At 49.7% G+C, this 23,413-nt stretch carries 19 protein-coding genes; 14 read left to right on the top strand and 5 right to left on the bottom strand.

What is annotated here, in order from left to right; genetic code table 11:
• The first annotated feature begins 78 nt into the window (after positions 1 to 78).
• The 14 genes from E1919_RS17035 (at position 79) to E1919_RS16970 (ending at position 16,241) form a co-directional block, all read left to right on the top strand.
• Complete coding sequence (locus tag E1919_RS17035; protein WP_202915928.1) at positions 79 to 510, top strand: NADH-quinone oxidoreductase subunit A; 432 nt, start codon at positions 79 to 81, stop codon at positions 508 to 510.
• Between the two features lie 254 nt (positions 511 to 764).
• On the top strand, positions 765 to 1,403 hold the full coding sequence (locus tag E1919_RS17030; protein WP_162054617.1) for an NADH-quinone oxidoreductase subunit B: 639 nt from the start codon (positions 765 to 767) through the stop codon (positions 1,401 to 1,403).
• Positions 1,404 to 1,461: 58 nt separating this feature from the next.
• Positions 1,462 to 1,746, top strand: a complete 285-nt coding sequence (locus tag E1919_RS17025; protein WP_162054616.1) for a DUF4242 domain-containing protein — start codon at positions 1,462 to 1,464, stop codon at positions 1,744 to 1,746.
• Between the two features lie 341 nt (positions 1,747 to 2,087).
• The gene (nuoC, locus tag E1919_RS17020; protein ID WP_162054615.1) at positions 2,088 to 3,836 is read left to right on the top strand and encodes an NADH-quinone oxidoreductase subunit C/D; all 1,749 of its coding nucleotides are present in this window, start codon (positions 2,088 to 2,090) and stop codon (positions 3,834 to 3,836) included.
• Between the two features lie 252 nt (positions 3,837 to 4,088).
• Complete coding sequence (gene nuoE / locus E1919_RS17015; protein ID WP_162054614.1) at positions 4,089 to 4,553, top strand: NADH-quinone oxidoreductase subunit NuoE; 465 nt, start codon at positions 4,089 to 4,091, stop codon at positions 4,551 to 4,553.
• Positions 4,554 to 4,567: 14 nt separating this feature from the next.
• Positions 4,568 to 5,863: an NADH-quinone oxidoreductase subunit NuoF gene (gene nuoF, locus E1919_RS17010; RefSeq protein ID WP_162054613.1), complete on the top strand. Its 1,296-nt coding sequence runs from the start codon at positions 4,568 to 4,570 to the stop codon at positions 5,861 to 5,863.
• On the top strand, positions 5,845 to 8,574 hold the full coding sequence (nuoG, locus tag E1919_RS17005; protein ID WP_162054612.1) for an NADH-quinone oxidoreductase subunit NuoG: 2,730 nt from the start codon (positions 5,845 to 5,847) through the stop codon (positions 8,572 to 8,574). Before nuoF ends, nuoG begins: the two co-directional genes overlap by 19 nt.
• On the top strand, positions 8,544 to 9,506 hold the full coding sequence (nuoH, locus tag E1919_RS17000; RefSeq protein ID WP_162054611.1) for an NADH-quinone oxidoreductase subunit NuoH: 963 nt from the start codon (positions 8,544 to 8,546) through the stop codon (positions 9,504 to 9,506). Before nuoG ends, nuoH begins: the two co-directional genes overlap by 31 nt.
• 454 nt (positions 9,507 to 9,960) lie before the next feature.
• Positions 9,961 to 10,476, top strand: a complete 516-nt coding sequence (gene nuoI / locus E1919_RS16995; RefSeq protein WP_162054610.1) for an NADH-quinone oxidoreductase subunit NuoI — start codon at positions 9,961 to 9,963, stop codon at positions 10,474 to 10,476.
• A 4-nt stretch (positions 10,477 to 10,480) separates the two neighbouring features.
• Positions 10,481 to 11,017: an NADH-quinone oxidoreductase subunit J gene (gene nuoJ, locus E1919_RS16990; protein WP_162054609.1), complete on the top strand. Its 537-nt coding sequence runs from the start codon at positions 10,481 to 10,483 to the stop codon at positions 11,015 to 11,017.
• A complete protein-coding gene (gene nuoK / locus E1919_RS16985; protein ID WP_115566502.1) occupies positions 11,014 to 11,322 on the top strand; it encodes an NADH-quinone oxidoreductase subunit NuoK in 309 nt (102 codons plus the stop codon). Before nuoJ ends, nuoK begins: the two co-directional genes overlap by 4 nt.
• A 5-nt stretch (positions 11,323 to 11,327) precedes the next feature.
• The gene (gene nuoL / locus E1919_RS16980) at positions 11,328 to 13,214 is read left to right on the top strand and encodes an NADH-quinone oxidoreductase subunit L (protein ID WP_162054608.1); all 1,887 of its coding nucleotides are present in this window, start codon (positions 11,328 to 11,330) and stop codon (positions 13,212 to 13,214) included.
• Positions 13,211 to 14,794: an NADH-quinone oxidoreductase subunit M gene (gene nuoM / locus E1919_RS16975; RefSeq protein WP_162054607.1), complete on the top strand. Its 1,584-nt coding sequence runs from the start codon at positions 13,211 to 13,213 to the stop codon at positions 14,792 to 14,794. Before nuoL ends, nuoM begins: the two co-directional genes overlap by 4 nt.
• Positions 14,781 to 16,241: an NADH-quinone oxidoreductase subunit N gene (locus tag E1919_RS16970; RefSeq protein WP_162054606.1), complete on the top strand. Its 1,461-nt coding sequence runs from the start codon at positions 14,781 to 14,783 to the stop codon at positions 16,239 to 16,241. Before nuoM ends, E1919_RS16970 begins: the two co-directional genes overlap by 14 nt.
• A 637-nt stretch (positions 16,242 to 16,878) precedes the next feature.
• Here the strand turns inward: E1919_RS16970 and E1919_RS16960 are convergent.
• From E1919_RS16960 to E1919_RS16940, 5 genes are all read right to left on the bottom strand, one after another.
• Positions 16,879 to 18,117 carry a cysteine desulfurase-like protein gene (locus tag E1919_RS16960; protein WP_162054604.1) on the bottom strand — a complete coding sequence of 413 codons (1,239 nt, stop codon included), beginning with the start codon at positions 18,115 to 18,117 and terminating at the stop codon, positions 16,879 to 16,881.
• 88 nt (positions 18,118 to 18,205) lie between these two features.
• Positions 18,206 to 19,879 (bottom strand): glycosyltransferase family 39 protein, encoded by a 1,674-nt coding sequence (locus E1919_RS16955; protein WP_162054603.1) that lies wholly within the window; start codon positions 19,877 to 19,879, stop codon positions 18,206 to 18,208.
• Positions 19,880 to 20,171: 292 nt separating this feature from the next.
• Complete coding sequence (locus E1919_RS16950) at positions 20,172 to 21,311, bottom strand: acyloxyacyl hydrolase (RefSeq protein ID WP_162054602.1); 1,140 nt, start codon at positions 21,309 to 21,311, stop codon at positions 20,172 to 20,174.
• A 155-nt stretch (positions 21,312 to 21,466) separates the two neighbouring features.
• Positions 21,467 to 22,513 carry an acyltransferase family protein gene (locus E1919_RS16945; protein WP_162054601.1) on the bottom strand — a complete coding sequence of 349 codons (1,047 nt, stop codon included), beginning with the start codon at positions 22,511 to 22,513 and terminating at the stop codon, positions 21,467 to 21,469.
• Positions 22,514 to 22,646: 133 nt separating this feature from the next.
• Positions 22,647 to 23,363, bottom strand: coding sequence for an RDD family protein (locus tag E1919_RS16940; RefSeq protein ID WP_162054600.1), 717 nt, complete (start codon positions 23,361 to 23,363; stop codon positions 22,647 to 22,649).
• Positions 23,364 to 23,413: the final 50 nt, after the last annotated feature.

Here is a 23,413-nt window from a genome sequence, read left to right as displayed (position 1 = left end):
AAAGCCCAGTAGCAGGATTATTCTTTTTTCTTGGTATTAAAAACATCAACAAATTTTCCGCAAGGAGGCGGACAAGATGTGTATACCTCAAATGAAAACGCGACCCTACTGTGGCCGCTGCTGGTTTATGGCGCCATTGTATTGAGCCTGGTAGCTATTATCCTCGGCCTTTCCTATGTGTTAGGCCAGCATCATAATGAGCGTGCCACGGGTGAGCCGTACGAAGGAGGGATTCTGAGTGCGGGAACGGCGCGTATGCGCTTCTCCTCGCAGTTTTACCTCGTAGCAATGCTTTTTGTCATCTTCGACGTCGAAACAATATTCATACTATCTTGGGCCATTGCATTCCGGGAGTTAGGCTGGTACGGCTACATTGGTGTGCTGGTATTTATAGGGTTACTGGCCATTGTACTGGTGTATGAGTGGCGGAACGGGGCATTGGATTTCGGGCCTAACGGCAGAAAGATTCTGGCCGCCTATAAAAAGATGAGCCACAGACCATCTTCTTAACACAAAACATACGAAGAATTTATTTTAGATAAAATAAGACTGTTGCCAAACACCTGACACGGTGCGGGCATACTTTGGTCTTAATACTTGAGCAAGGAACAGTGTTTTCAAAACAAGTAGCTGCTTTTTATGGGTACATGACTCAGCAATGAACCTATAAATTTGGCTGCCCGAATTACAATTTTTTCTTTGCAAGCATCAAAAACAATACGCTGACACTATACGAGTCAGCGCAACACCAAAACCGATTCGATATGAAATGGTGGCTAAGTAAACCCGATGCACCTGCCTCTACAGTGAAAGGCACAGGCTCGTTTGAAGATAACATTCAGCAAAGCATTATGCTGACGACAGTGCAGGACCTGGTAGCGTGGGGCAGGAAAAACTCTATGTGGCCCTTTCACTTCGGGCTGTCCTGCTGTTTTGTGGAAATGGCCACCAGCATGACTCCAAAATATGATGTGGCGCGCTTCGGGGCAGAAGTAATACGGGGTACACCCCGTGAAGCTGACGTGATGATCATAGCAGGCACCGTTTTTATAAAAATGGCACCCATCATCAAGCGGCTGCATGAGCAGATGATGGAGCCCAAATGGGTTATCTCCATGGGGTCCTGCGCGAACTCTGGCGGCATGTACGACATTTACAGTGTGGTGCAGGGGGTGGATAAATTCTTGCCAGTAGATGTATACGTGCCAGGCTGCCCTCCCCGACCCGATGCTTTTATGGAAGGTCTGATGCTGCTGGCTGAGTCTGTTGGAAAAGAGAAAAGGCCGCTCAGCTGGACAATAGGTGAACAGGGCGTGATTAAGCCTGACAAAATAGATGTGAAGGAAAGAAGACAGGAAGCGCGGGCGAAGATGACGGAATTCAGATCACCTGATGAGGTGTAGAAAGCGTGGTGTTACTGTCGAAGTGAATCAATAGATCAATTTTAAAAAAAGAATCAGTATGCCTAAGTATGTCATTGAACGGGAAGTTCCAGGAGCTGGTAACCTGTCTGCAGAACAATTAAAAGGTATTTCACAAACATCCTGTGGAGTACTGAGTAACATGGGGCCACAAATCCAGTGGGTTCACAGTTATGTGACAGGTGACAAGATCTATTGTATTTACAATTCTCCAAATGAAGAAATGGTCCGAGAACATGCCAGGCAAGGTGGATTCCCGGCAAATTCAGTGAGTGAGGTAAAAACAATAATCGATCCTGTGACAGCAGAGGAAATGGCTGTTTAATTTTATGCTGTAGAAGCAGCTTTAGGCTTATTCAGCTTGGTATTGCTCTTTCTGGCTTCTTAATCCGGATTTAACTCGGGAGGATTTCCTAATCCCTGTGTAGTAGCTGTAGAGGTAAGCCAACAGTAATCCGCGGGCAAGTATGTCCGCAGCAGGTGTAGTTCCGGACAAAGACGGCCGGAACAGCAACAGCAGCCAATAAACTTTGCAGCGTGTGCAGTTCCTGCGAGTGTTTGCACCAGCACCTGCAAAGGCAAAACCAGAATCTATTCAACATACATAATCAGTAGAGAAAAGAGTAGCATGAGTTAACGTATTTCGGGCATTTATTACTTCCTACTATGGAAATGGAAAGCGGCATATTGCAGCATTTGCAGGAAAGGTTTGAGGCTTCTACTTTCAAACCACAAGCAACAAAGGATGAGATTCTCACCCTCTGGATGCCTGTAGATAAAATAAAAGAGGTGCTGGCTTTCCTGAAGCAGGATGTCCCGAAGCCGTACCGCATGCTCTTCGACCTCACCGCCATTGATGAACGTACCCGCAGGAAAGAAAACGGCCACGCGCCCTATGCTTTCACCATGGTCTACCACCTTCTCTCCTTTGATAGAAACAGCTTTATCCGCTTAAAAGTAGGGCTGAAAGATGATTTCCCGCTGGTGCCCAGCATCAGCAGCCTGTGGGCCAACGCCAACTGGTATGAGCGCGAAGTGTACGACATGTTTGGTATCCGCTTTGAAGGGCACCCGCACCTGTACCGTATCCTTATGCCCCGCACCTGGGTTGGACATCCGCTCCGCAAGGAACATCCTTCACGGGCAACCGAAATGGGTCCTTTCCAGCTCTACGACGATAAGATTGACTTGGAGCAGGCGGCCCTGCAGTTTAAACCGGAAGAGTGGGGCCTGGCGCGGCAAAGTGACGACAGTGACTTTATGTTCCTCAACATCGGCCCGCAGCACCCGGGCACGCATGGGGTGCTCCGCATCGTACTGCAGCTGGATGGAGAAGACATTGTAGATGCCATCCCTGACATTGGCTTCCACCACCGGGGTGCCGAGAAAATGGGTGAACGCCAGACCTGGCACACCTACCTCCCCTACACCGACAGAGTAGACTACCTTGGCGGCGTGATGAACAACATGGCTTATCTGCAGGCGGTGGAGAAGTTGGCAGGAATAGAGGTGCCGGAACGGGTAAAGTTTATCCGCATCATGATGTGCGAACTCTTCCGCATCGCCAGTCACCTCGTATGGTATGGCACCTTTGCGCAGGACGTGGGGCAGCTATCACCCGTGTTCTACATGTTCTCTGACCGGGAAAAGATATTCGATATAGTAGAAGCTGTCTGCGGCGGACGCATGCACCCCAACTGGTTCCGCATTGGCGGCGTGGCACAGGACCTGCCAAACGGTTGGGAAACACTGGTGCAGAACTTTATCAATTACTTTCCGAAGCGGCTGAAGGAGTACGACAACATGGTGATGAAAAACAGTATTTTCAAAGCCCGCACGAAAGGCATCGGCATCTTTACCTTGGATGAAGCCATTGAATGGGGCGTAACTGGCCCGAACCTGCGTGCCTGCGGCTTTGCCTGGGATTTCCGTAAAAAGCAGCCGTACTCCGGCTATGAAATGTTTGACTTCGAGGTACCCACTGCCGCCAACGGCGACTGCTACGACCGTGCCCTGGTGCGTATAGAAGAAATGCGGCAGAGCCTGCGCATTATTGAGCAGTGCATGAAAAACATGCCCGTCGGCCCCTACAAAGCAGATCACCCGCTGACGACGCCTCCCATCAAAAAGCACACGATGCATGACATCGAAACCCTCATCACACACTTTTTAGGTGTGAGTTGGGGGCCCGTAATACCATCAGGCGAAGCCATGAGTTGCATCGAAGCCACCAAAGGAGCAAACGGATACTACTTAACCAGCGACGGGAACACCTCACCCTACCGGGTGCGCATCCGCACTCCCTCTTTCCCACACATGCAGATGCTCCCTTACATCACCAAAGGCTATACGGTAGCCGATCTGCTGTCTATTCTCGGAGCGATGGATTATGTGCTGGCGGATATAGACAGGTGATTTTGAGTTAGAGAGTTACGAGTTGAACAGACGCTGGTGCGAACTTGTACCTCGTACCGCTACTCGTTCGGTTACTGCCGTTGTTGGTGTTTTCACCAACAACAAAATGGAGGAGTAAATGAGTTGTTGGTGAAACAACAACGGCAGAAAACATTGACACTAAGCTAAAGCAACTGAGATGAACATAATAACTTATGATGAAGCCATCCTTCATTCATAATTCTGAATTTCCAATTTATAATCAAAAATAAAATGCTGACAACAGAGGAAATACAGAAAATCGAACATGAAATAAGCCTCGTGCCGACACGGAAGAATGCTTGTATCGAAGCGCTTAAAATCGTGCAGCACAACCGTGGCTGGATTTCGGACGAGAGCCTGAAGGATGTAGCGGAAGTAGTGGATATGTCGCCGGCAGAGCTGGATAGCGTGGCGACTTTCTACAACCTTATTTTCAGAAGGCCCGTCGGCAGGCATGTGATTTTGCTCTGCGACAGTATCAGTTGCTACGTGATGGGTTATGAAGGAATTCGTGACCACCTCTACACCGCCCTTAACATACAGTATGGCCAGACCACAGCAGACGGCCGCTTTACCTTGCTCCCTAACTGCTGCCTCGGCACCTGCGACTGTGCCCCCGCACTTATGATTGATAACGATTTGTACCGGAATTTAACGGTTGACCAACTGGATGAGATTTTGACAAAGTATACATAAAAGCATGTGGGCCTATGGAGTTGCCCCTTACCCAATACATTGTACCCGGACGCAAACCGCTCAGCTTGAAAGAGTATGAGAAGGTGGGCGGGTACCAGTCCGTCCGTAAGATTTTGAAGGCCATGACACCCATCGAGGTGCAGACGCTGGTGAAAGACTCGGATCTGAAGGGACGCGGCGGCGCCGGTTTTAACACGGGCCTGAAGTGGAGCTTTGTGCCGATGGGCCCGGAAGCAGCTACTCCGAAGTATCTGGTGGCGAACGCCGACGAGATGGAGCCTGGCACCTTCAAAGACCGTCTCCTGCTGGAGGGTAATCCACACCAGCTCATCGAAGGTATGATTGTGGCCGCCTATGCCATACAAGCCACTATTTCTTATGTCTTTCTCCGCTGGGCCTATAAACTCGCTGCACAGGAAATCACAAAGGCCATACAGGAGGCACAGGAAGCCGGTTATTTAGGCGAAAACATCCTCGGCTCCGGCTTTAACCTCGAAATGCACCTGCACACCGGCGTAGGCCGCTACATGTGCGGCGAAGAAACTGCCTTGCTCAACGCATTAGAAGGCAAGCGGGCCAATCCAAGAGCTAAGCCTCCCTTCCCGCAAGTCAGCGGACTATATGGCAAACCTACCATCGTCAATAATGTGGAGACACTTTGCAACCTGCCCCATATTATCAATAACGGTGTGGACTGGTTCAAAAGCCTCAGCAAGAGCGAAGACACCGGCACGAAACTCTATGGCGTGAGCGGCCGTGTGAAAACCCCTGGCTGCTGGGAACTCCCCATCGGCACCACCATTCGCGAAATACTGGAAGATTATGCCGGCGGCATGCTGGACGGCTACCTGTTTAAGGGCCTTTTACCTGGCGGGGCTTCCACAGACTTTCTCGTGGAAGAGCACCTCGACCTGCCCATGGACTATGGCTCCATTCAGGCAGCCGGCAGCCGCATGGGCACCGGCACCATGATCATCCTCGACGACCAGACCTGCCCGGTAGGTTTTGTGCATAACCTGCAGCACTTTTTTGCGCAGGAGTCTTGCGGCTTCTGCACTCCATGCCGAGAGGGGCTGCCCTGGGTAGAGAAAATACTGCTTGCCTTAGACAGAGGCGAGGGCAAACCCGAACACCTGCTCACACTTGATTTTCATACTAAATACCTTGGCCCCGGCAACACCTTCTGTGCACTGGCACCCGGCGCCATGGAACCCCTGCAGAGCGCTCTGAAATATTTCAGAGAGGATTTTGAGCGACACATTCACGAACACCACTGTCCCTGGAGCAAAGTATGGCAACCATCTATATAGATAACAAACCCTATGACGTAGCAGCAGGCAAAAACCTGCTGGAGGCCTGCCTCACCTTAGGCCTCGATGTACCCTACTTTTGCTACCACCCCGCTATGGGGTCAATAGGCGCCTGCCGCCAGTGCGCCGTAAAAGTATACCGCGACGAAAACGACACCAAGGGCAAGCTCTTTATGTCGTGTATGGAGCAGGTGCGTGACGGCATGCGCGTATCTGTTGCCGATATGGAAGCGAAGGAGTTCCGCGCCCACGTCATCGGCTGGCTCATGACAAACCACCCTCATGACTGTGCAGTATGTGACGAAGGTGGCTCCTGCCATTTGCAGGACATGACCGTAATGACGGGCCATAACTACCGCCAGTATTCCTTCGAGAAGCGCACCTACCGCAACCAGTACCTCGGTCCCTTCCTCAACCACGAAATGAACCGCTGCATCCAGTGCTACCGCTGCGTGCGCTACTATAAAGACTATGCAGGGGGAAAGGACCTAGATGTTTTCGCGGCGCACAACCACCTATACTTTGGCCGCCACGAAGATGGTGTGCTGGAAAGCGAATTTAGTGGCAACTTAGCAGAAGTATGCCCGACTGGGGTATTTACTGATAAAACCCTAAAGCAGCACTATACCCGCAAATGGGACCTGACCACGGCTCCCTCCGTTTGCCACCACTGCAGCCTCGGCTGCAATACCATTGCCGGTGAACGATACGGCACGTTGCGGAACATCACCAACCGCTATAACGGCGAGGTGAACGGATACTTTCTCTGCGACCGTGGGCGCTTCGGCTATGAGCATGTGAACAGCCTCAGCCGCATTCGCAAGCCCCTCGTGCGCAGCCAGCTACCGGAGGCAACAGACAAGTACTTAGCCCTAAAGGCAGCCGCCTCTGCTGTAAGTGCAGGCCGCGTGATTGGGATCGGTTCTCCGCGTGCCTCTCTTGAATCAAACTACGTCCTCAAAACATTGGTTGGGGAAGACAATTTCCATCATGGCGTTTCAGACATGGAGCACGACCTAGTGGACCTGGCGCTACGCATTTTGAAGGAAGGTGCCACACCCACACCTTCTTTAAGAGAGGTCGAAAAAGCAGACGCTGTATTCATACTCGGGGAAGACCTGACAAACACAGCTCCCATGCTGGCCCTGGCGGTGCGACAGGCGGTGAGGCAGAAGCCGCTGCTGGAGCAGGTTTCCGAGGCTAATATTCCGGTGTGGCAGGATGCTGCGGTGCGGGAGTTGGTGCAAACTGAAAGAGGCCCTCTCTTTAGCGCTACTTTCACCGAGACCAAACTGGATGATTTGGCCACCAAGACCTACTTTGCCTCTCCCGAGGCGATTGCCCGTCTGGGTTATGCCGTGGCACATAACATATGCCTGGATTGTCCGCCAGTAGAAGGGCTCAAAAAGGAAGAAAAGAAACTGGCTGGGCAGATTGCGGATGCGCTGCTGGCGGCAAAAAACCCGCTGATTATTTCAGGCACGCACAGTGGAAACGAACGTGTATTAAAAGCTGCCGCCAATATCGCAGATGCTTTGTGTGCGAGAGAAAAAGCAGCAGGAATCTTGCTCACCGTGCCGGAATGCAACAGTATGGGGCTGGCTATGTTAGGGGGGCATAAACTGGAATCTGCACTGGAGGCTGTGCTCAACGGCTATGCCGACACGGTAATTATCCTCGAAAATGATTTGTACCGACGTGCAGGCGAGGCAACTGTTGACAGCTTTTTCAAAGCCTGCAAACAGGTCATCGTGCTGGACCACCTGCACAACCGCACGACCGAAACGGCAGGCATACTTTTACCGGCAGGCCCTTTTGCTGAATCAGATGGTACCCTCATCAACAATGAAGGGCGGGCACAGCGTTTCTACCAGGTGTACCCTACCGCAGAAGACATACAGGAAAGCTGGCGATGGCTGTCGGAACTAGGCACCATTGCGGCGCATGACGAAATCAGCCACTGGCATGGCTACGATGATATCCTGCGTGCTATTGTCATTGAACTGCCTGCATTTCGGGGTATTGAGGCCGTTACGCCTACATCGGAGTTCCGCATTGCCGGCCAGAAGATACCGCGGGCTTCGCACCGTTTCAGCGGCCGCACCTCTATGCTCGCCAACATCAACGTAAGCGAGCCGAAACCACCCGAAGACCCTGACTCTCCCCTTTCCTATACCATGGAAGGATACCGGGGCCAGCCGCCTTCGTCTATGATTCCGTTTTTCTGGGCACCTGGCTGGAACTCAGTGCAGGCTACAAACAAATACCAGCAGGAAGTAGGAGGCCACCTGAAAGGCGGTGACCCTGGTGTGCGGCTGATATCACCTGCCGGTACAGGAGAGTTCTCGACGGCCGTTCCTCAGAATTTTTTACCACTGGAGGATCACCTCTTTATGCTGCCGCTGTATCATACGTTCGGCTCTGAAGAACTCAGCATGTATTCTCTTCCTATTATGGAGTTGGCACCAGAGCCTTATGTGGCGCTGAATGCCGCTGATGCCATGCGCCTGAAGCTGGAAGACGGGCAGCCGCTGCATTTCACCATAGCAGGCCAGACTTATGATTTGCCAGTAAAAACAAGTCCGAACATTCCGAGCGGCACTGCTGGCTTACCAATAGGCTTACCTTCAGTACCCTTTGCAGAATTACCCGCATGGGCTATCTTAAACCGAAATTTAAAATGGAAGAAGCAACCACAAACTACTTTCTGATCATAGGCGGCGTGCTCTTCGTCATGCTTAATGTGGCAGCCGGACTCATCTGGGTGGAGCGCCGCATGCTGGCACTCTGGCAGGACCGTTACGGCCCGAACCGTGCAGGTCCGCTTGGTCTTTTTATTGTGCTGGCAGACTCGCTGAAGCTGTTTTTCAAAGAGGACTGGATACCTCCTTTTGCAGATAAGCCCGTGTATGTCATTGCTCCTGCTGTGGTGGTGGTAACAGTTCTGCTCAGCTTTGTGGTAGTGCCCTTTGCCCCCGGTATTGTGGTGGCAGACCTTAACATCGGGCTGCTGTTTTTCCTGGCTATGTCTTCCATGGGTGCCTATAGTATCATCCTGGGCGGCTGGGCCTCCAACAACAAATACGCACTTCTGGGAGCCATGCGCGGTGCAGCTCAGATGATCTCTTATGAGGTTTTTATGGGCCTGGCTCTGATGGGTGTCGTGCTGCTGAGCGGCTCCTTCCGGCTATCTGATATCGTGTTGGCACAGGCGGGCATGTGGTATATCATTCCGCAGTTCCTGGGATTCATCATTTTCTTTATAGCAGGCATAGCAGAAACGCACCGCCTGCCTTTCGATATACCGGAGGCAGAAAGTGAAATTGTAGCAGGCTTTCACTCTGAATATTCAGGCATGAAGTTCGGTATGTTTTTCATTGGCGAATATATGGGCATCACGCTTATCTCCTGCATGCTCGTCACCCTTTACTTTGGCGGCTGGCTTGGCCCAGAATTCTTACCGCCCATCGTATGGTTCATCCTGAAAACAGCCTTCTTCCTTATGATCTTCGTGCTGCTACGCGCCTCGCTGCCCCGCCCACGATATGATCAACTGATGGAATTTGGCTGGAAGATTTTGCTGCCCCTAACGCTGGTGAATCTGTTGGTAACCGCTGCTATTGTGCTGTGGCAGGAAGGGTAAAATTGATTTTGAGGTGTGGCAATTTGAAGACACAGCTTGTATGGAGGGGATACCGGGTCCAACCACTCCTGCCCCTCCTGGGGGTGAACGGGCCCCCTTTGGAGTCCAAGGAGGGGAGTTTGTATTACCATTAAGGAGGCATTAGCACTGTAGCATTAGCAGTTTTAGCATAGGTCTTAGGAGGTTTAAAAGCAAGTTATAGAGAAGCATTTGCTATAGAACCAAACAGGAGAAACCGGAACAGCAGACTCCCCGCCTTGGACAAGGAGGGGTCAGGGGTGGTTGGACCCGGGATGGTTAACGCTAACTGTTTCGACTAACAAAAGCCTTATCACAGATGAGGCTGGTATAGATCTCTCCTGTCGTTGAGATGACAGAAAAGTGAGATAACTGGTAAGCGGGATGGCAAATTAGGAATGAGAAAATAGATAATACATAAAAGAAAGGAGCAGACATGTTTAGTATTTTACGCAGTATGTGGCTTACATTTCTGCATGCGTTTCACAAACGTGACACCGTACTGTACCCTGAAGAAAAGCCGTATCTCCCACCGAGGTGGAAAGGCAGAATTGTCCTGACGCGTGACCCGGATGGAGGCGAACGCTGTGTCGCCTGTAACCTCTGCGCCGCTGCCTGCCCAGTCGACTGCATCTCGCTGCAAGCAACCGAAGATGAGACTGGCCGCCGCTATCCGGACTTTTTCCGCATCAACTTCTCCCGCTGTATTTTCTGTGGTTTCTGCGAGGAAGCTTGTCCGACTTATGCCATCCAGCTGATACCGGATTTTGAAATGGGTGAGTACAACCGCCAGAACCTAGTGTATGAGAAAAAAGACCTGCTCATCAACAGCCAGGGCAAGTATCCCGGCTACAATTATTACAAGGTGGCAGGTATGGTCATCGGTGGAAAAGACAAAGGTGAGGCGGAGAACGAAACGCCTCCAGTAGATATCAAAAGTTTAATGCCTTAATACCATGGAACTGACCTTTTATATAGCCGCAGCAGTCGCCGTACTGGCTACTTTGATGGTGATTACACGCTACAACATGATCCACGCGCTGCTCTACCTTGTAGTTTCCTTTTTGGCCATTGCCATTGTCTTCTTCACGCTGGGTGCCCCTTTTATGGCAGCCCTAGAGGTCATCGTGTATGCAGGGGCTATTGTGGTGCTCATCATCTTCGTGATTATGATGCTCAACCTCACCTACGAAGATGTGCAGAAGGAAAAGGAATGGCTGAAGCCTTCCGTTTGGGTGGGACCTGCTATCCTGTCGCTGGTGTTGCTGGCCGAGCTGGCTTATATGATAACCGCCGCTGAGGCACCTCCTGCCGCCGCAGTGGTGGCCGTGGATGCCCGTCTGGTGGGAATGGCCTTATTTGGCCCCTATGTGCTGGCGGTGCAACTCAGTGGTATTTTGCTGATGGCCGGAATCGTAGGCGCTTATCATTTAGGTAGACAGAAGAAAAAAGTGGTACACCGGTTTTTACAGGAAAGGAGCGCCGCCGCATGAATGCTGTATCTATGGAAGCCGGTCTGTTGCTGGCAGGAATCCTATTCTTACTTGGGATGATCAGCGTGATGATTCGGCGCAACATCATCTTTATGCTCATATCTGTGGAGATTATGCTGAATGCAGCTGGCCTGGCCTTTATAGTGGCAGGCTCACGTTGGGTGCAACCCGACGGGCAGATCATGTTCATCTTCATTCTCACCATGGCCGCAGCGGAAGTATCCGTTGGTCTGGCCCTGATACTGCAGATCTATCATCAGCTGAAGACCCTGAACAGTGACACCGCAAACTTTATGAAAGGATGAAAGCTATGGCAGATTTACTTTGGTTGATTCCCGCTTTACCCTTTGCCGGCGCTCTGCTGCTGGTACTGTTCGGCAATAGAATCTCACGTGGTCTGGTAACCGCTATCGGGACAGGCAGTGTCGGTGTTTCGGCGGCTATCACGCTGCTGCTGGGCATTGAATACCTCTCTTCTCAACCAGCCTATTACCACCAGGAGGTATGGAATTGGTTCAGTGTGGCGGGCTTTAATCCGTCCATTGCCTTTCACTTGGATGCGCTCTCGATGGTCTTCATCTTTGTCATCACCTTTGTCGGTTTCCTCATCCACATCTACTCTACTGAGTACATGGCCGAAGACGCCGATTACTCCCGCTTTTTTGCCTGTATGAATTTATTTGTGGGCTCTATGCTGGTGCTCGTGATGGCAGACAACCTCCTGCTCTTATACCTGGGCTGGGAAGGTGTTGGCTTGTGCAGCTACCTGCTTATCGGCTTCTGGTATAAAGAGCCAGCGAACGGTTATGCTGCCCGGAAAGCCTTTATCATCACACGCGTCGGCGATACGGCGATGGCTATTGGGCTGTTCATGCTCTTCCAGGCATTCGGCACCTTGCACATCCAGACAATTTCGACAGAGGCAGTTCAACTATGGGATACAGGCGCACAGATGGCAGTCATCATCGCGTTTCTGCTGCTTGGTGGAGCCGTTGGCAAGTCCGGTCAACTGCCGCTACAAACATGGTTGCCCGATGCTATGGCGGGTCCGACTCCTGTCAGCGCCCTGATACATGCGGCGACCATGGTAACAGCCGGTGTATACCTCATTGCGCGCATGCACGTCATTTTTGAACTGGCTCCTGTAGCCATGATGGCAGTGGCTGCTATTGGTGCGGTTACATTGCTAATTGCCGGCTTTGCCGCCCTCACGCAGTATGACCTGAAACGGGTGCTGGCCTACTCCACCATCAGCCAGATTGGGTATATGTTCCTAGCGCTGGGTGTGGGTGCCTGGTCGGCGGGGGTTTTTCACTTTATGATTCACGCTTTCTTCAAAGCATTGCTCTTCCTCTGTGCAGGGGCTATTATACTTGCGCTGCACCACGAGCAGGACATGCGCAAAATGGGTGGCCTGCGGACGTCGATGCCGGTTGTGTTCTGGACCTTCCTGATTGGCGCTGCTTCGCTGGCTGCATTCCCCCTGGTATCAGCTGGCTTTTATTCTAAGGACCAGATTCTGTGGCTGCAGTTGGCAGGCGAGAACGGGAGTGTCTGGCTCTATGCAGCAGGTTTGCTGGGAGCGTTTGTTACCTCCATTTATACCTTCCGGATGGTCTTCATCACCTTCTATGGCGAAGCCAAAACACATGTCGGGCACCAGCCTACGATGGCAATAAAGGTACCCCTGATTATACTGGGTGTGCTCTCGCTGTTGGGCGGCTTTATAGAGCTGCCGCATAATTTTGGGCATGTGGTACTGTTCTCTGATTTTCTTTCGCCCATACTGCCTGCGGTGAGCGTAGTGCCGGGCTTTGACCAGTACGAGTGGATGCTGCAGGTGTTGGCAGCGGTGGTGTCCTTGGGCGGCATCTACATTGCTTACCTCTTCTACTTGAGCAAACCAGAACTCTTAGCATCTATCCATCGCTCAAATACGGCGATGGCTGTTCATCGCTTCTGGCATTCCGGCTGGGGCTTCGACAAGTTGTACGACACTTTGCTGGTACGGCCTTATGTGTTCCTGGCCAACGTGAACAAACGCGACGTGATTGACGGCTTCTACACCGGCCTAGCCCGTGTGGCGGAAGGCTTCCATATGATGTTGTCTGACACGCAGAGCGGAGTCTTGCGCAACTATGTAGCGGGCATTGTGGTCGGTGCTATTATGATTTTAACCATAAGCATATTCCTATGATATTAGTCTGGCTTATCGTGATATTAATGGCTGGCGGGCTGCTGGCATGGCTGGCCCAACGGTGGCACCGTGCCTCTCCCCGCTGGATAGCACTGGGCTCCGTGCTGGCAACGCTCGGCACAACCGTTTACCTGTGGCTGGCCATGCCTTCCGCCACCTTGGGTGCTTCGCCCTGGCTCCTGCAGTACGACCTGCCCTGGATTCCGCAGTGGGGAGTTTCCTTCAGCCTGGCACTCGATGGGTTGAGCCTGCTCATGCTGCTCCTCACTTTTTTCCTGGGGCTGGTGGCCATCCTCATTTCCTGGAAAGAGATAAAAAACAAAGTCGGCTTCTTTCATTTCAACCTGCTGTGGGTATTGGCAGGCATCACCGGTGTGTTCCTCACCATGGACCTGTTCCTGTTCTACTTTTTCTGGGAGGTGATGCTGATACCGATGTATTTCATGATCGGTATCTGGGGCCATGAAAACCGCAATTATGCCGCCTACAAGTTCTTCATCTTCACCCAGGCCAGCGGGCTCCTCATGCTGCTGGCTATACTGGGTTTATACTTTATACATGGCAGCCAGACTGGCACTTACACCTTTAACTATTTTGCACTGCTGAACACAGCACTTGCCCCTGAGGCGGCACTCCTGCTGATGTTTGGTTTTCTGGCTGCCTTCCTCGTGAAGCTGCCCGTGGTACCGTTCCATTCCTGGCTACCAGATGCGCACTCTGAAGCTCCCACGGCAGGCAGTGTGATTTTGGCTGGGCTGCTGCTGAAAACGGGCGCTTATGGCTTGCTGCGTTTTGTGCTGCCGTTGTTCCCGACAGCCGCCGTGGAATTTGCCCCATGGGCCATGTTACTGGGTGTCATCGGCATTATTTACGGTGCTATACTGGCCTTTTCACAAACAGACCTGAAGCGGCTGGTGGCCTATACCAGCGTCAGCCACATGGGTTTTGTTATCCTTGGCGTTTTTGCCTTTAATGAGTTGGCGCTACAGGGTGTAGTCATGCAGATGATCACTCACGGCCTGAGTACCGGAGCACTATTTATACTGGCAGGCTTCCTCTACGAGCGCCTCCATACCCGCGACATACGGCTGATGGGTGGCTTCTGGTCTAAAGCGCCGAAGATGGGTGTGGTAGCATTGGTTTTTGTAATGGCATCTTTAGGCTTACCAGGGCTGGGCAATTTTATTGCGGAGTTTCTAACATTGGTGGGTTCATGGCAGGCAAACAACGTGCTCACCATTTTTGCCACTATTGGCCTGGTAATGGCCACTGCTTACTCGCTCCGAATCATGCAGAAGGTGTTTTATGAACCGGCCGCGGTGGAGCAGCCTGAACTGCCTGACCTTACTTCCCGTGAGATGTTGATTGCCGCCCCTATGATTGCAGGAATCCTCTGGCTCGGACTTTACCCGCAGCCTGTGCTTGACCTGGCGAAGCCATCTGTACAGGAGCAACTGCAGTCCTTTGTTCCATCAGTAGAAAACAAGACCATTGTGGGCAGGCAAACTGCTTTCACTACAACAACGACCGACACCGTCTATTTTCAGATAACTAAAGGGATCACATATGAGCGTAAATGACTTTATTCACCTGATGCCACTGCTCATCCTGACAGTCGGTTCACTGGTAAGTATGCTGGTGATTTCAGCGTGGCGCAACCACAAAATTATATACGTGATTACGGCGGTTTCTTTTGTGGCTGCCTTTGCCTCACTATTTGAGCAACGTGTGGCAGCGCCTTATACCATTGAGCCACTATTTGTGATGGACGGTTTTTCGGCGTTTTACATCGGCTTGATGCTGATTACGGCGCTACTCATCAGCATGCTTTCTTATGCTTATTTTGAGCAGCGCGAAGAGCGGAAGGAGGAATATTATATCCTGCTGATTTTGTCCACGCTGGGGGCCTGTGTCATGGTAATCAGCAAGCACTTCGCTTCTTTTTTCCTGGGCCTGGAGATACTGAGTGTGGCGCTGTATTCCCTGATTGCGTACCTCCGTACCCGTGAGCGATCCGACGAGGCGGGAATTAAATACCTCATCCTGGCCGCCTTTTCCTCTGCCTTTCTGCTGTTTGGAATGGCCTTGGTATATGCCGCCACCGGCACCATGACCTTTGCTGGAATAGCCACTGCCATCGCTGCTTTCGATAGGCTGCCGCTGCTCCTTATCACGGGCTTTGGCATGATGATCATCGGCATCGGATTTAAGTTGAGCGTGGTGCCCTTTCATATGTGGACACCCGATGTATATGAAGGCGCGCCTGCACCTGTTACGGCTTTCATCGCCACCGTTTCCAAGGGAGGAGTGCTGGGCTTGCTGATTCGGTTCTTTATGGAGGTAGACGGTTTCCGCTACCCAACTCTTATCCTCATTTTTACGATTATCGCCATTGCCTCTATGTTTGCCGGCAATCTGCTGGCCCTGATGCAGCAGAACGTAAAGCGCATCCTCGCCTACTCCTCCATCTCCCACCTCGGCTACTTGCTCGTGGCTTTTCTTGCAGGCAACCAGATGGGTGTAGAGGCGATTACCTTTTACCTCGTGGCTTACTTTATCACTACCGTCGGTGCCTTTGGTGTCATCGCCATGTTATCTGACAAAGACCGTGATGCTGAGCGTATGGAAGACTTCAAAGGTCTGCTCTGGCGGCGCCCCTGGACGGCGGCTATTTTCACGGCCATGCTGCTCTCACTGGCCGGTATACCTCTCACAGCTGGCTTTGTAGGCAAATTCTACATCATCGCGACAGGGGTTAATACACAACTCTGGCTTCCGGTGGCTATCCTTGTGCTCAACAGCGTAATTGGCTTATACTACTATATCAAAATCATCGCCGTCATGTTTCAGCAGCCTGAGGCAGCAATGGAGCCCAGAAGACAACTACGCCCCTCCATCTATATGGCCAGCATGGGTACATTAACCGTGCTTGCGCTATTGCTAATAGGTATCGGTGTCTACCCCACGGCACTCATCAACCTTATCACCACGCTGCTGCATACATTTTCAACACTGACGCTGCGCTGAAATAAAAAGAGCAAGATCACTAGCTGTACAAAATAAAAGTCGAGAACAGATATCACCAAAAACGGGGCGACACTGAAAAGCCATACGAGTAGGAAATTAATTGACGAAATATGAAAAACAGCCTCATTACCATCACAGCACTTGCATTCGTAGTGGCCTTAGTAAGCTATGCTATGGTTATTTCAAACGGTACTATCCGTACAGTTGAGTTCCTGTCCATATTTAGTACTGGAGCATTAGCAGGAGTACTTTTAACCCAGATCTTTGCCCTGTTGAAAAACAAGCAGCAAAACGTTACGAGAGGTTCTCAGGACAAGTAGTGCGTCATTTGAAACAGCCCACATCCGCTGCACCCGGGTTGCTGCCTGCAGTAGTTTTTAGCTCACAAAATTTTACCAAAGGCACCAGCAAGGGATGTCTCCTTCTACTGCATATGATATAAATGACCTGTAGAAATGTATTTCAGGCAAAAAGCTTGATAAAGATTTTCCAGGAGAAATGACAAACTTTTTCAACCTGCTGGTAAAAAAGTTTAAAAGCAGAATAGAAGTAAAATAAGCGGGTATAGCCATCCCTGAAAGCATTTTATCTATCCGATAACCAGTACTTTCAGGGATGACACATAGGGAGCGCATTACTATCTTTGTTCAGAGATTAACCGCTGTAGTCCTTCTTTGAAAAGCTCTATTTCCTCTGCTGTGTTGTAGGGAGCCAGTCCAATACGTATCCAGCCGCCCATAGCATACACCCCCAGTTTCTCCGCCATTGTGGAAGCATAAAAATCTCCATCCGCTATACACATGTTATACTTTTGAGCAAACCAAGCCGTCGCTTCTCTCGAATTTATACCTTTAATAGTGAAGGCAAAAGTCGGGGTTTTCCGGATGCCCTTCGGTGCGCGGTAAAGTTTAATTTCAGGAATACTTCCCAGGAAGCTTTCAATCTTTTCTGCCAGTTCATCTTCATAAGCGGCAATCCGCTGCATGCCTGAAAGCAACTTTTCCCTGCGTGTGCCGTCTTTGCCCAGGTTTTGAATAAACGCTATTGCTCCAATCAAGCCTGCAATGGCCTCATGGTTTTGGGTTCCGGTTTCCAGCTTGTAGGGTATTTCCTGAGGAGCCGGCTTCAGTTTGTAAACAGCCAATTTCTCGAAGAGCGAAGCCGATATAACCGCCATACCTATATGAGGACCAAAAAATTTATAGGCCGAGCACAGCAAAATATCTACGCCTGACTTTTTAAAATCAATTGGCAGGTGTGGAACAGCATGCACGGCATCCACTATAAATACAGCACCAACAGCCTGTGCCTTTGTGCGTACTTTCTCTATATCCGTAACCGTACCAGTCACATTCGACGACATGCCAACCGCTACTAGCTTTGTTTTGTCGGTAATTACCTCATCCAATGCGTCCAGGTCCAGGGTAAATGTCTCCGGATTCAGCTGTATAAACTTCACCACGGCGCCCTTGTCTTTTGCAAGTGTCACCCAGGGATCCACGTTGGCGCGGTGGTCCAGTTCCGTCACCACAATTTCGTCTCCTTCTTCTATAAGAGAAGCCAGGCTCCTGGCAATGGAAAAAGCGAGCGTCGTCATGTTCTGACCGAAGGCTACCTCTGAGGGCTGGCAGTTCAGTAAGTCAGCCACGGCACCTCTTGCTTCTGCAATTATGTCGTCTGTTCGTATGCTTGTCGGGAAGGTGCCGTGCAGATTTGCCATGCCGTCTGAGATATAGGACATCATGGCTTCTGCGGCGCTGCCAGCCATTTGTGTTCCTCCAGGGCCGTCAAAGAAAATAAGTGGTTTCCTGTTTTTATCTTCTCTTAATGCGGGAAAAGATGCGCGTACCTGCTGGATCGGGAAAGGCTGTTTCATTTATATCCGCTCCTTTTGCGTTGAGGTTGAATGATTCTCTTAAACTTTCCTATGCTATACATTCGTGTAGTGTGACATAAGATAAAAATTATCTTTCTTCTAAATCAAACAAATGCACATTTACCTCTGTCGTTTTATAGGTATCTGTTTCTTTTCCGATAGCAGAAAACTCTTTGTACAGGATATCTCTGGTGTTGTCCGGGGAGTAGTACCAGGCTGGTTGCCCGTCAAAATCTCCGATGTCTGACCAGATTCTGTTGCTGTAGACTAGCCATACACGCTTATTTCCGCGGAGCTTTTCGAAATCTGCTTTTAACTTATTGTAATAGTCGGCTTTTCCTTTTGCAACATAGCGATAGTCCTCTCCTTCCACCGCCTCAAACCTGAAGCCGCGCGTATCTTTGTAGTAGCGGTAGCCAACTAAGTCGTTCCAGTAGATGTAAACAGCGTCTCCCTCCTGGTATCTTTCGTCAATATATAAGAGCGTTTCCACCTGGTACGATTTCTTGTAATCCCCGAAAAGTTCCCTGTTTATCACCTGGTGAGTTGCATTCGCCAGTGGGCCCAGAAGAAGCAGCACAGGCAAAATAATGCGTCCTTTGGCTGTTTTGAAGAAAAAGGCTGACAGTTTCTCACAGCCGAGTGCCAGCACAATAATTAATACAGGAGCCAGAAAAACTATGAGCCGGTCCATGAAGGGGTATAGTTCCAATCCCGAAGCCAACAGCACCAGCAGGATCGGAAAAACCAGCACCATGAAATATTTTCTGTCTTTCCTGTAGAGCGCAGCAAACCCGACAGCCAGTACCGCCAAATGCAACAAGGACATTCTGGCAATAACCCGCACAACCGGGTGGGTAGATGGAGACAGGTCGAGCCACGACAAGCCTAGCGGGTGATGCAGGATAGAAAATGATTTTTGGAAGAACCACGTCAGGTCAGACAATGACGTTGGCGGGAAAGGCATAAAGCTGTGTCGGATTTTAAACCAGTGCAGTAACCAGGCGGCTTCTCCATGCTTGTGGGTAAAAAGAAAGTAGACAGCGCCAAAGCTGACCAGCCACATAGAGAATGGAATGATGGAGCGAAACAGATGCCGCCACTCCTTATTTAGCAAGTAGTGCAGGCAGACACCAAAAGCCATACCTGCCAGTATGAAAATAGAGGAGAAGGAGAACCAGAGCAGTACTGCCCCGCTCAGCCCCCACAGGATAAGTGGGGGAAGCGCCAATTTTTCATGAAACCGGATGTAGAGAAACAAAGCTATTACCGTAGAAAGCAGCTCGGTGCTGTATTGCTTGGCTTCCACAGCGTGATATATCAATGGAGGAGCCGCTGCCAAAACACCTATGGCTACCACCACTCCTATTGGCTTGAGGAAGTAACGTGCTACCGGCAGGAAAAGAAACAGAGAAGCAATGCCGCAGATCAAAGGAAATAACCTGAGTGCCATCTCTCCGGTGCCGAAGAGCAACACCATCAGCCGTTCTATCCACAAAAAGCCAAGCGGTGCCTTCTGCTCATACTCCAGCATAGGGGCAGTTAGTTCCAGAAAGTTCATCTTAACAAGGCTGGTAGCCAGGAAAATCTCATCTACATACAGAGACCTGTTATCCAAAAAATGGAAAAGCCGGAAAAACACCCCGACTCCTATCAAAATCCACACAACAGTAGTCCACTCTTTATTTACCCGCCCGTCCGATGGGGGTAGTTCAGAATTCTTGCTGACTTCAGGAAAAGTCACGTTAAAAGATGTCGGCATTCTGAATCTTGATTAAGATTTTACTTCAGGATTTAATCTAAATATTTTTGTTGCTATTTGATATTTCGCTCGCTTTCAGGTTACAGTAAATCAAGCATAAATGCATTTATAGTTTTGTATCCGGGCTCTTCTCAGACTTTCTTTAAGTAACCTTAAGATTGTATGCAACTCTATCAATCTGCCTTTAACGCAAAAAAAAGTCAGCGTCAGTTTAACTTTATCCGATAAGGTGCAAGGTGAAGTTTATTAACCCGGTTAATCAATGGCTTCATATTACATTCTTGCCCTTTATCTATAAATGCAGCCCTATACCCCATTCCAGTACGTTGGCTGTGCGGGCATGCACCATGAGCATAACATTGGTAGAAAGACTCCTGTTAAGGGAATACTTCAAACCGTAGCGCTGATAATTTTGGGGAAACAACCTGTAAGGCTGATAGACATAGTGCCCGAACTGGAACACAAAAGAAAGCTGGTTCAGGTGCAACTCATGTCCTACAGTGATTCCAGCCATTCTTGAATCCAGCGCTTCATCAGGTGGCTGCAGAGACATGTTGATGAACTCATTGTGTAATGCTGCATCATGAAAAGCATCGACTCCAATTAAGATACTGCTGGTTCTGGTGATGCGTTTACTGGCATAAGCTGAAAGCGTATAGACAGGATGCTTCTTGTCTATTAGCAACACCTCCTTTACACCGGCAGCAATTCTTAAGTTAAGTCTAATGCTGTTGTCAATAGCTGCAGCTACGGTATCGTTTTGTTCCATATACCGCACCTCTCCCGGCTGGTATCTAACGCCAAACCCCAGCAGTGGAAAGTTCATACCATTGTTCGGCTTATCCAGGGCACCGTTGGAAAAGTGGCGGAAAGCCAGGTTCAGGTTCATAAACGAGTGACCACCAAACGGAAACTCATACCGGAGCGTACCACGGAGGGAGAAAGCAAGTGCGCTGCCAATGGCTTTATTCTGTTCGTTCGTGATGGGGACATAATGGCGTGTGGAATAAACTAGTCCTGTACCCACATGAAACCGCAGGCTGCCTTTCCTGCCTTCTATGATAGCATTATCCAGGTAGGTGGTAAGCGTTACAGCCTCTCCCAGTTCATCAGGCACACCGTAATTATAGTAAGCCAGGGCATAGCCAATTTGAGGGTACTTAAACCGTCTTTCCCACTCCCGCTTCCCTATAGTTTGCCTGTTGGCAAATACCTCTATTCCGACGGGGTGTGTGAAGTTAAGCGCCGGAAGTCCGCTTCTGTAGCGAAGTAAGGTTCCATAGTAGCCATTAACTCCAAATGACCAAGGCGTATTGCTATCTTGCTTGATATCCTGGGCGTGTACCTCCGGAATAATGCTGTACAGAATTAAAAGGCAGACTAAAACATACCGGTAAAATCCCCACATAGCAACACTCAAAAACTTCGACATTGAAAACTACGATTTGCCCTCTTTTTACTGAGCGCCTGGAAATAACAAACGTAATTTACTACGCCTCAGCCACGTGTAAGTTGTACAGGAACAGCTTTAAAAGCAGCGTTTTTTAAAACAATCGTATTTTTTACCGTGATACCTGAATCACTTATCTATGCCCATGACAAAATTCTTTTGCTTAGGCCGTACTTTATATCTGCTTTGTAGAACAGGTATCCTGCCAGCAGACAAGTGAAGAGTGAGAACAGCACGCTATTTTGTTTGAGGAACAGACCGAAGTACACTATCTGGATGAGGAAAATGTGGTAGGATGCTTTGCCCAGGGCAGCAAACAGGCGAAGAAACATAGTGTCAGAAAAGATAGGTAAAGACTTAAAGAGCATCCATACAATAGCCGCAGCATAGGCAAAGGTTAAGACGCTCTGTGTCTGCCACTCAGCAGTCATTAAGCTTATTTCTAAATCAGCATACACCATTCGGTAGAGGTATAAACCACTTGCCGCCGCAATAGCCAGGAAAATCAAAATGACATTCGCCTTGAAAGGCTGCAACATACTTTTGGACAGCACCAGGCCAAAAGCAATGGCAGAAAAATAACGAGGTAAAGCCGCACTGTAGAGGTAGTCTTCTTTCAGGAAAAGGTAAACATGACTACTCCAAAAGAGGAACAGGATTTCCAAAGCAACCAGCAAAAAGATAGTTCGCGAAGGGTGGCGCTGAAACAAATAGTATATAATAGGGAAGAAAAAGATGGTCTGTAGTATCAGCGTCACAAAGTAGTTACCTGGTCCGGTGACGGGCAACAGACCGATGAGATTATAGGCATCAAACTCCAACTTATGCTGGTTGTAAAGCAAAAACCAGGCAAGTCCTGCCAGTATAGAGAGTACGTATACCCACAGCAGGGGAAACAGGATGCGTTCTGCCTTTTTCCGAAAGTACTTTCTGGTGTACAGGGAGGAGAGTTTTGGCTTGTTGCCTGTAAACTCCATGCCTAAGTTAACCCCCATTAGAACCATAAAAACCGGCACTGCCTGCCAGATATGGAAAATGGCATAGGAGTTAAGCAAAGTACTCTTATCGAAAGCATGCAGCAGTAGGACCGAAACGATAGCCAGGCCTTTGGTAACATCTATCTGCTGAAAACGCTTCTGTGAATTAGTGAAAGCGGAAACCGTAGAAGAGTTAGTTGGAGGCATGGTAAAGGTATACAGGCACTCTTACTACGCAGGTCACATATAAAAAGGGCACACTACACTTTATGAAGCCTAAAAAGATTTCAAGAAAAGGTAATTGTAACTGACATAAAGAGAAACAGAAGAAAGCCAGCTGCTACACCTGCACATCGCCGTGCGTGTAGTGATGATAATCTTTTACCACCGTTTGCAGAAAATCCCACTCCGCCATTTCTGTCTGGATACCAGTTACTTCTTTTACGCGCTGGCTTATTTTCTCCAGCAACTCATAGTTGTTGTACTGCTTCGCTTTGTAGAGCAGTTTGCGGACCAAGGCCACATCTTTGTCTGTAAGCAGGTTTACCTCCGGGAAGCGAATTTGGTAACCATCTTCGGTGCTTACTGATATATGGTCTTTTCTGCGCACGGCCTGCTTCCGGATAACGGAGGTGCCGGCGGCCATGTCGCCGAGGCGCTGCCCTTTGTTGCTTACTGCTATCGTCACAATAGCTATCAACCCTGTCGATGCGGCGATATCTATTAACCGGAATACCCAGCGCAGGAGGTAATCACCGATGGTGGGCGCTTCGCCAGACAGTTTAACTACGCGGATGTCGCGGGCCATTTTGCCGATGCTCTGGCCATTCATAAATATCTCGCAGATGAGGTGGTAAAACAGGACGGGAAGCGCCATAATTATGAAGCCTACTACATTGTCACCCAGTCCCAGTCCATTCAAAGCCAGGCCAGTTATTAGCATCCACATAAAATATACCGCAAAGTCAATGAGGTGTGCAAGAATACGATCGCCAACGCTGGCAACGGCGTACTCCAACTCTACATTCTGCGTCGTCCTGATTTTAATGGTATTCATCTTAAAATAAATTTGCTTCCGTTTTTTTCTACATCACAATATACATATAT

The sequence above is a fragment of the Pontibacter pamirensis genome (assembly GCF_010015475.1).
GTDB classification, from domain to species: domain Bacteria; phylum Bacteroidota; class Bacteroidia; order Cytophagales; family Hymenobacteraceae; genus Pontibacter; species Pontibacter pamirensis.
Note: the sequence above shows the minus strand (reverse complement) of the source record. Positions and strands in the feature narration are given on the sequence as shown.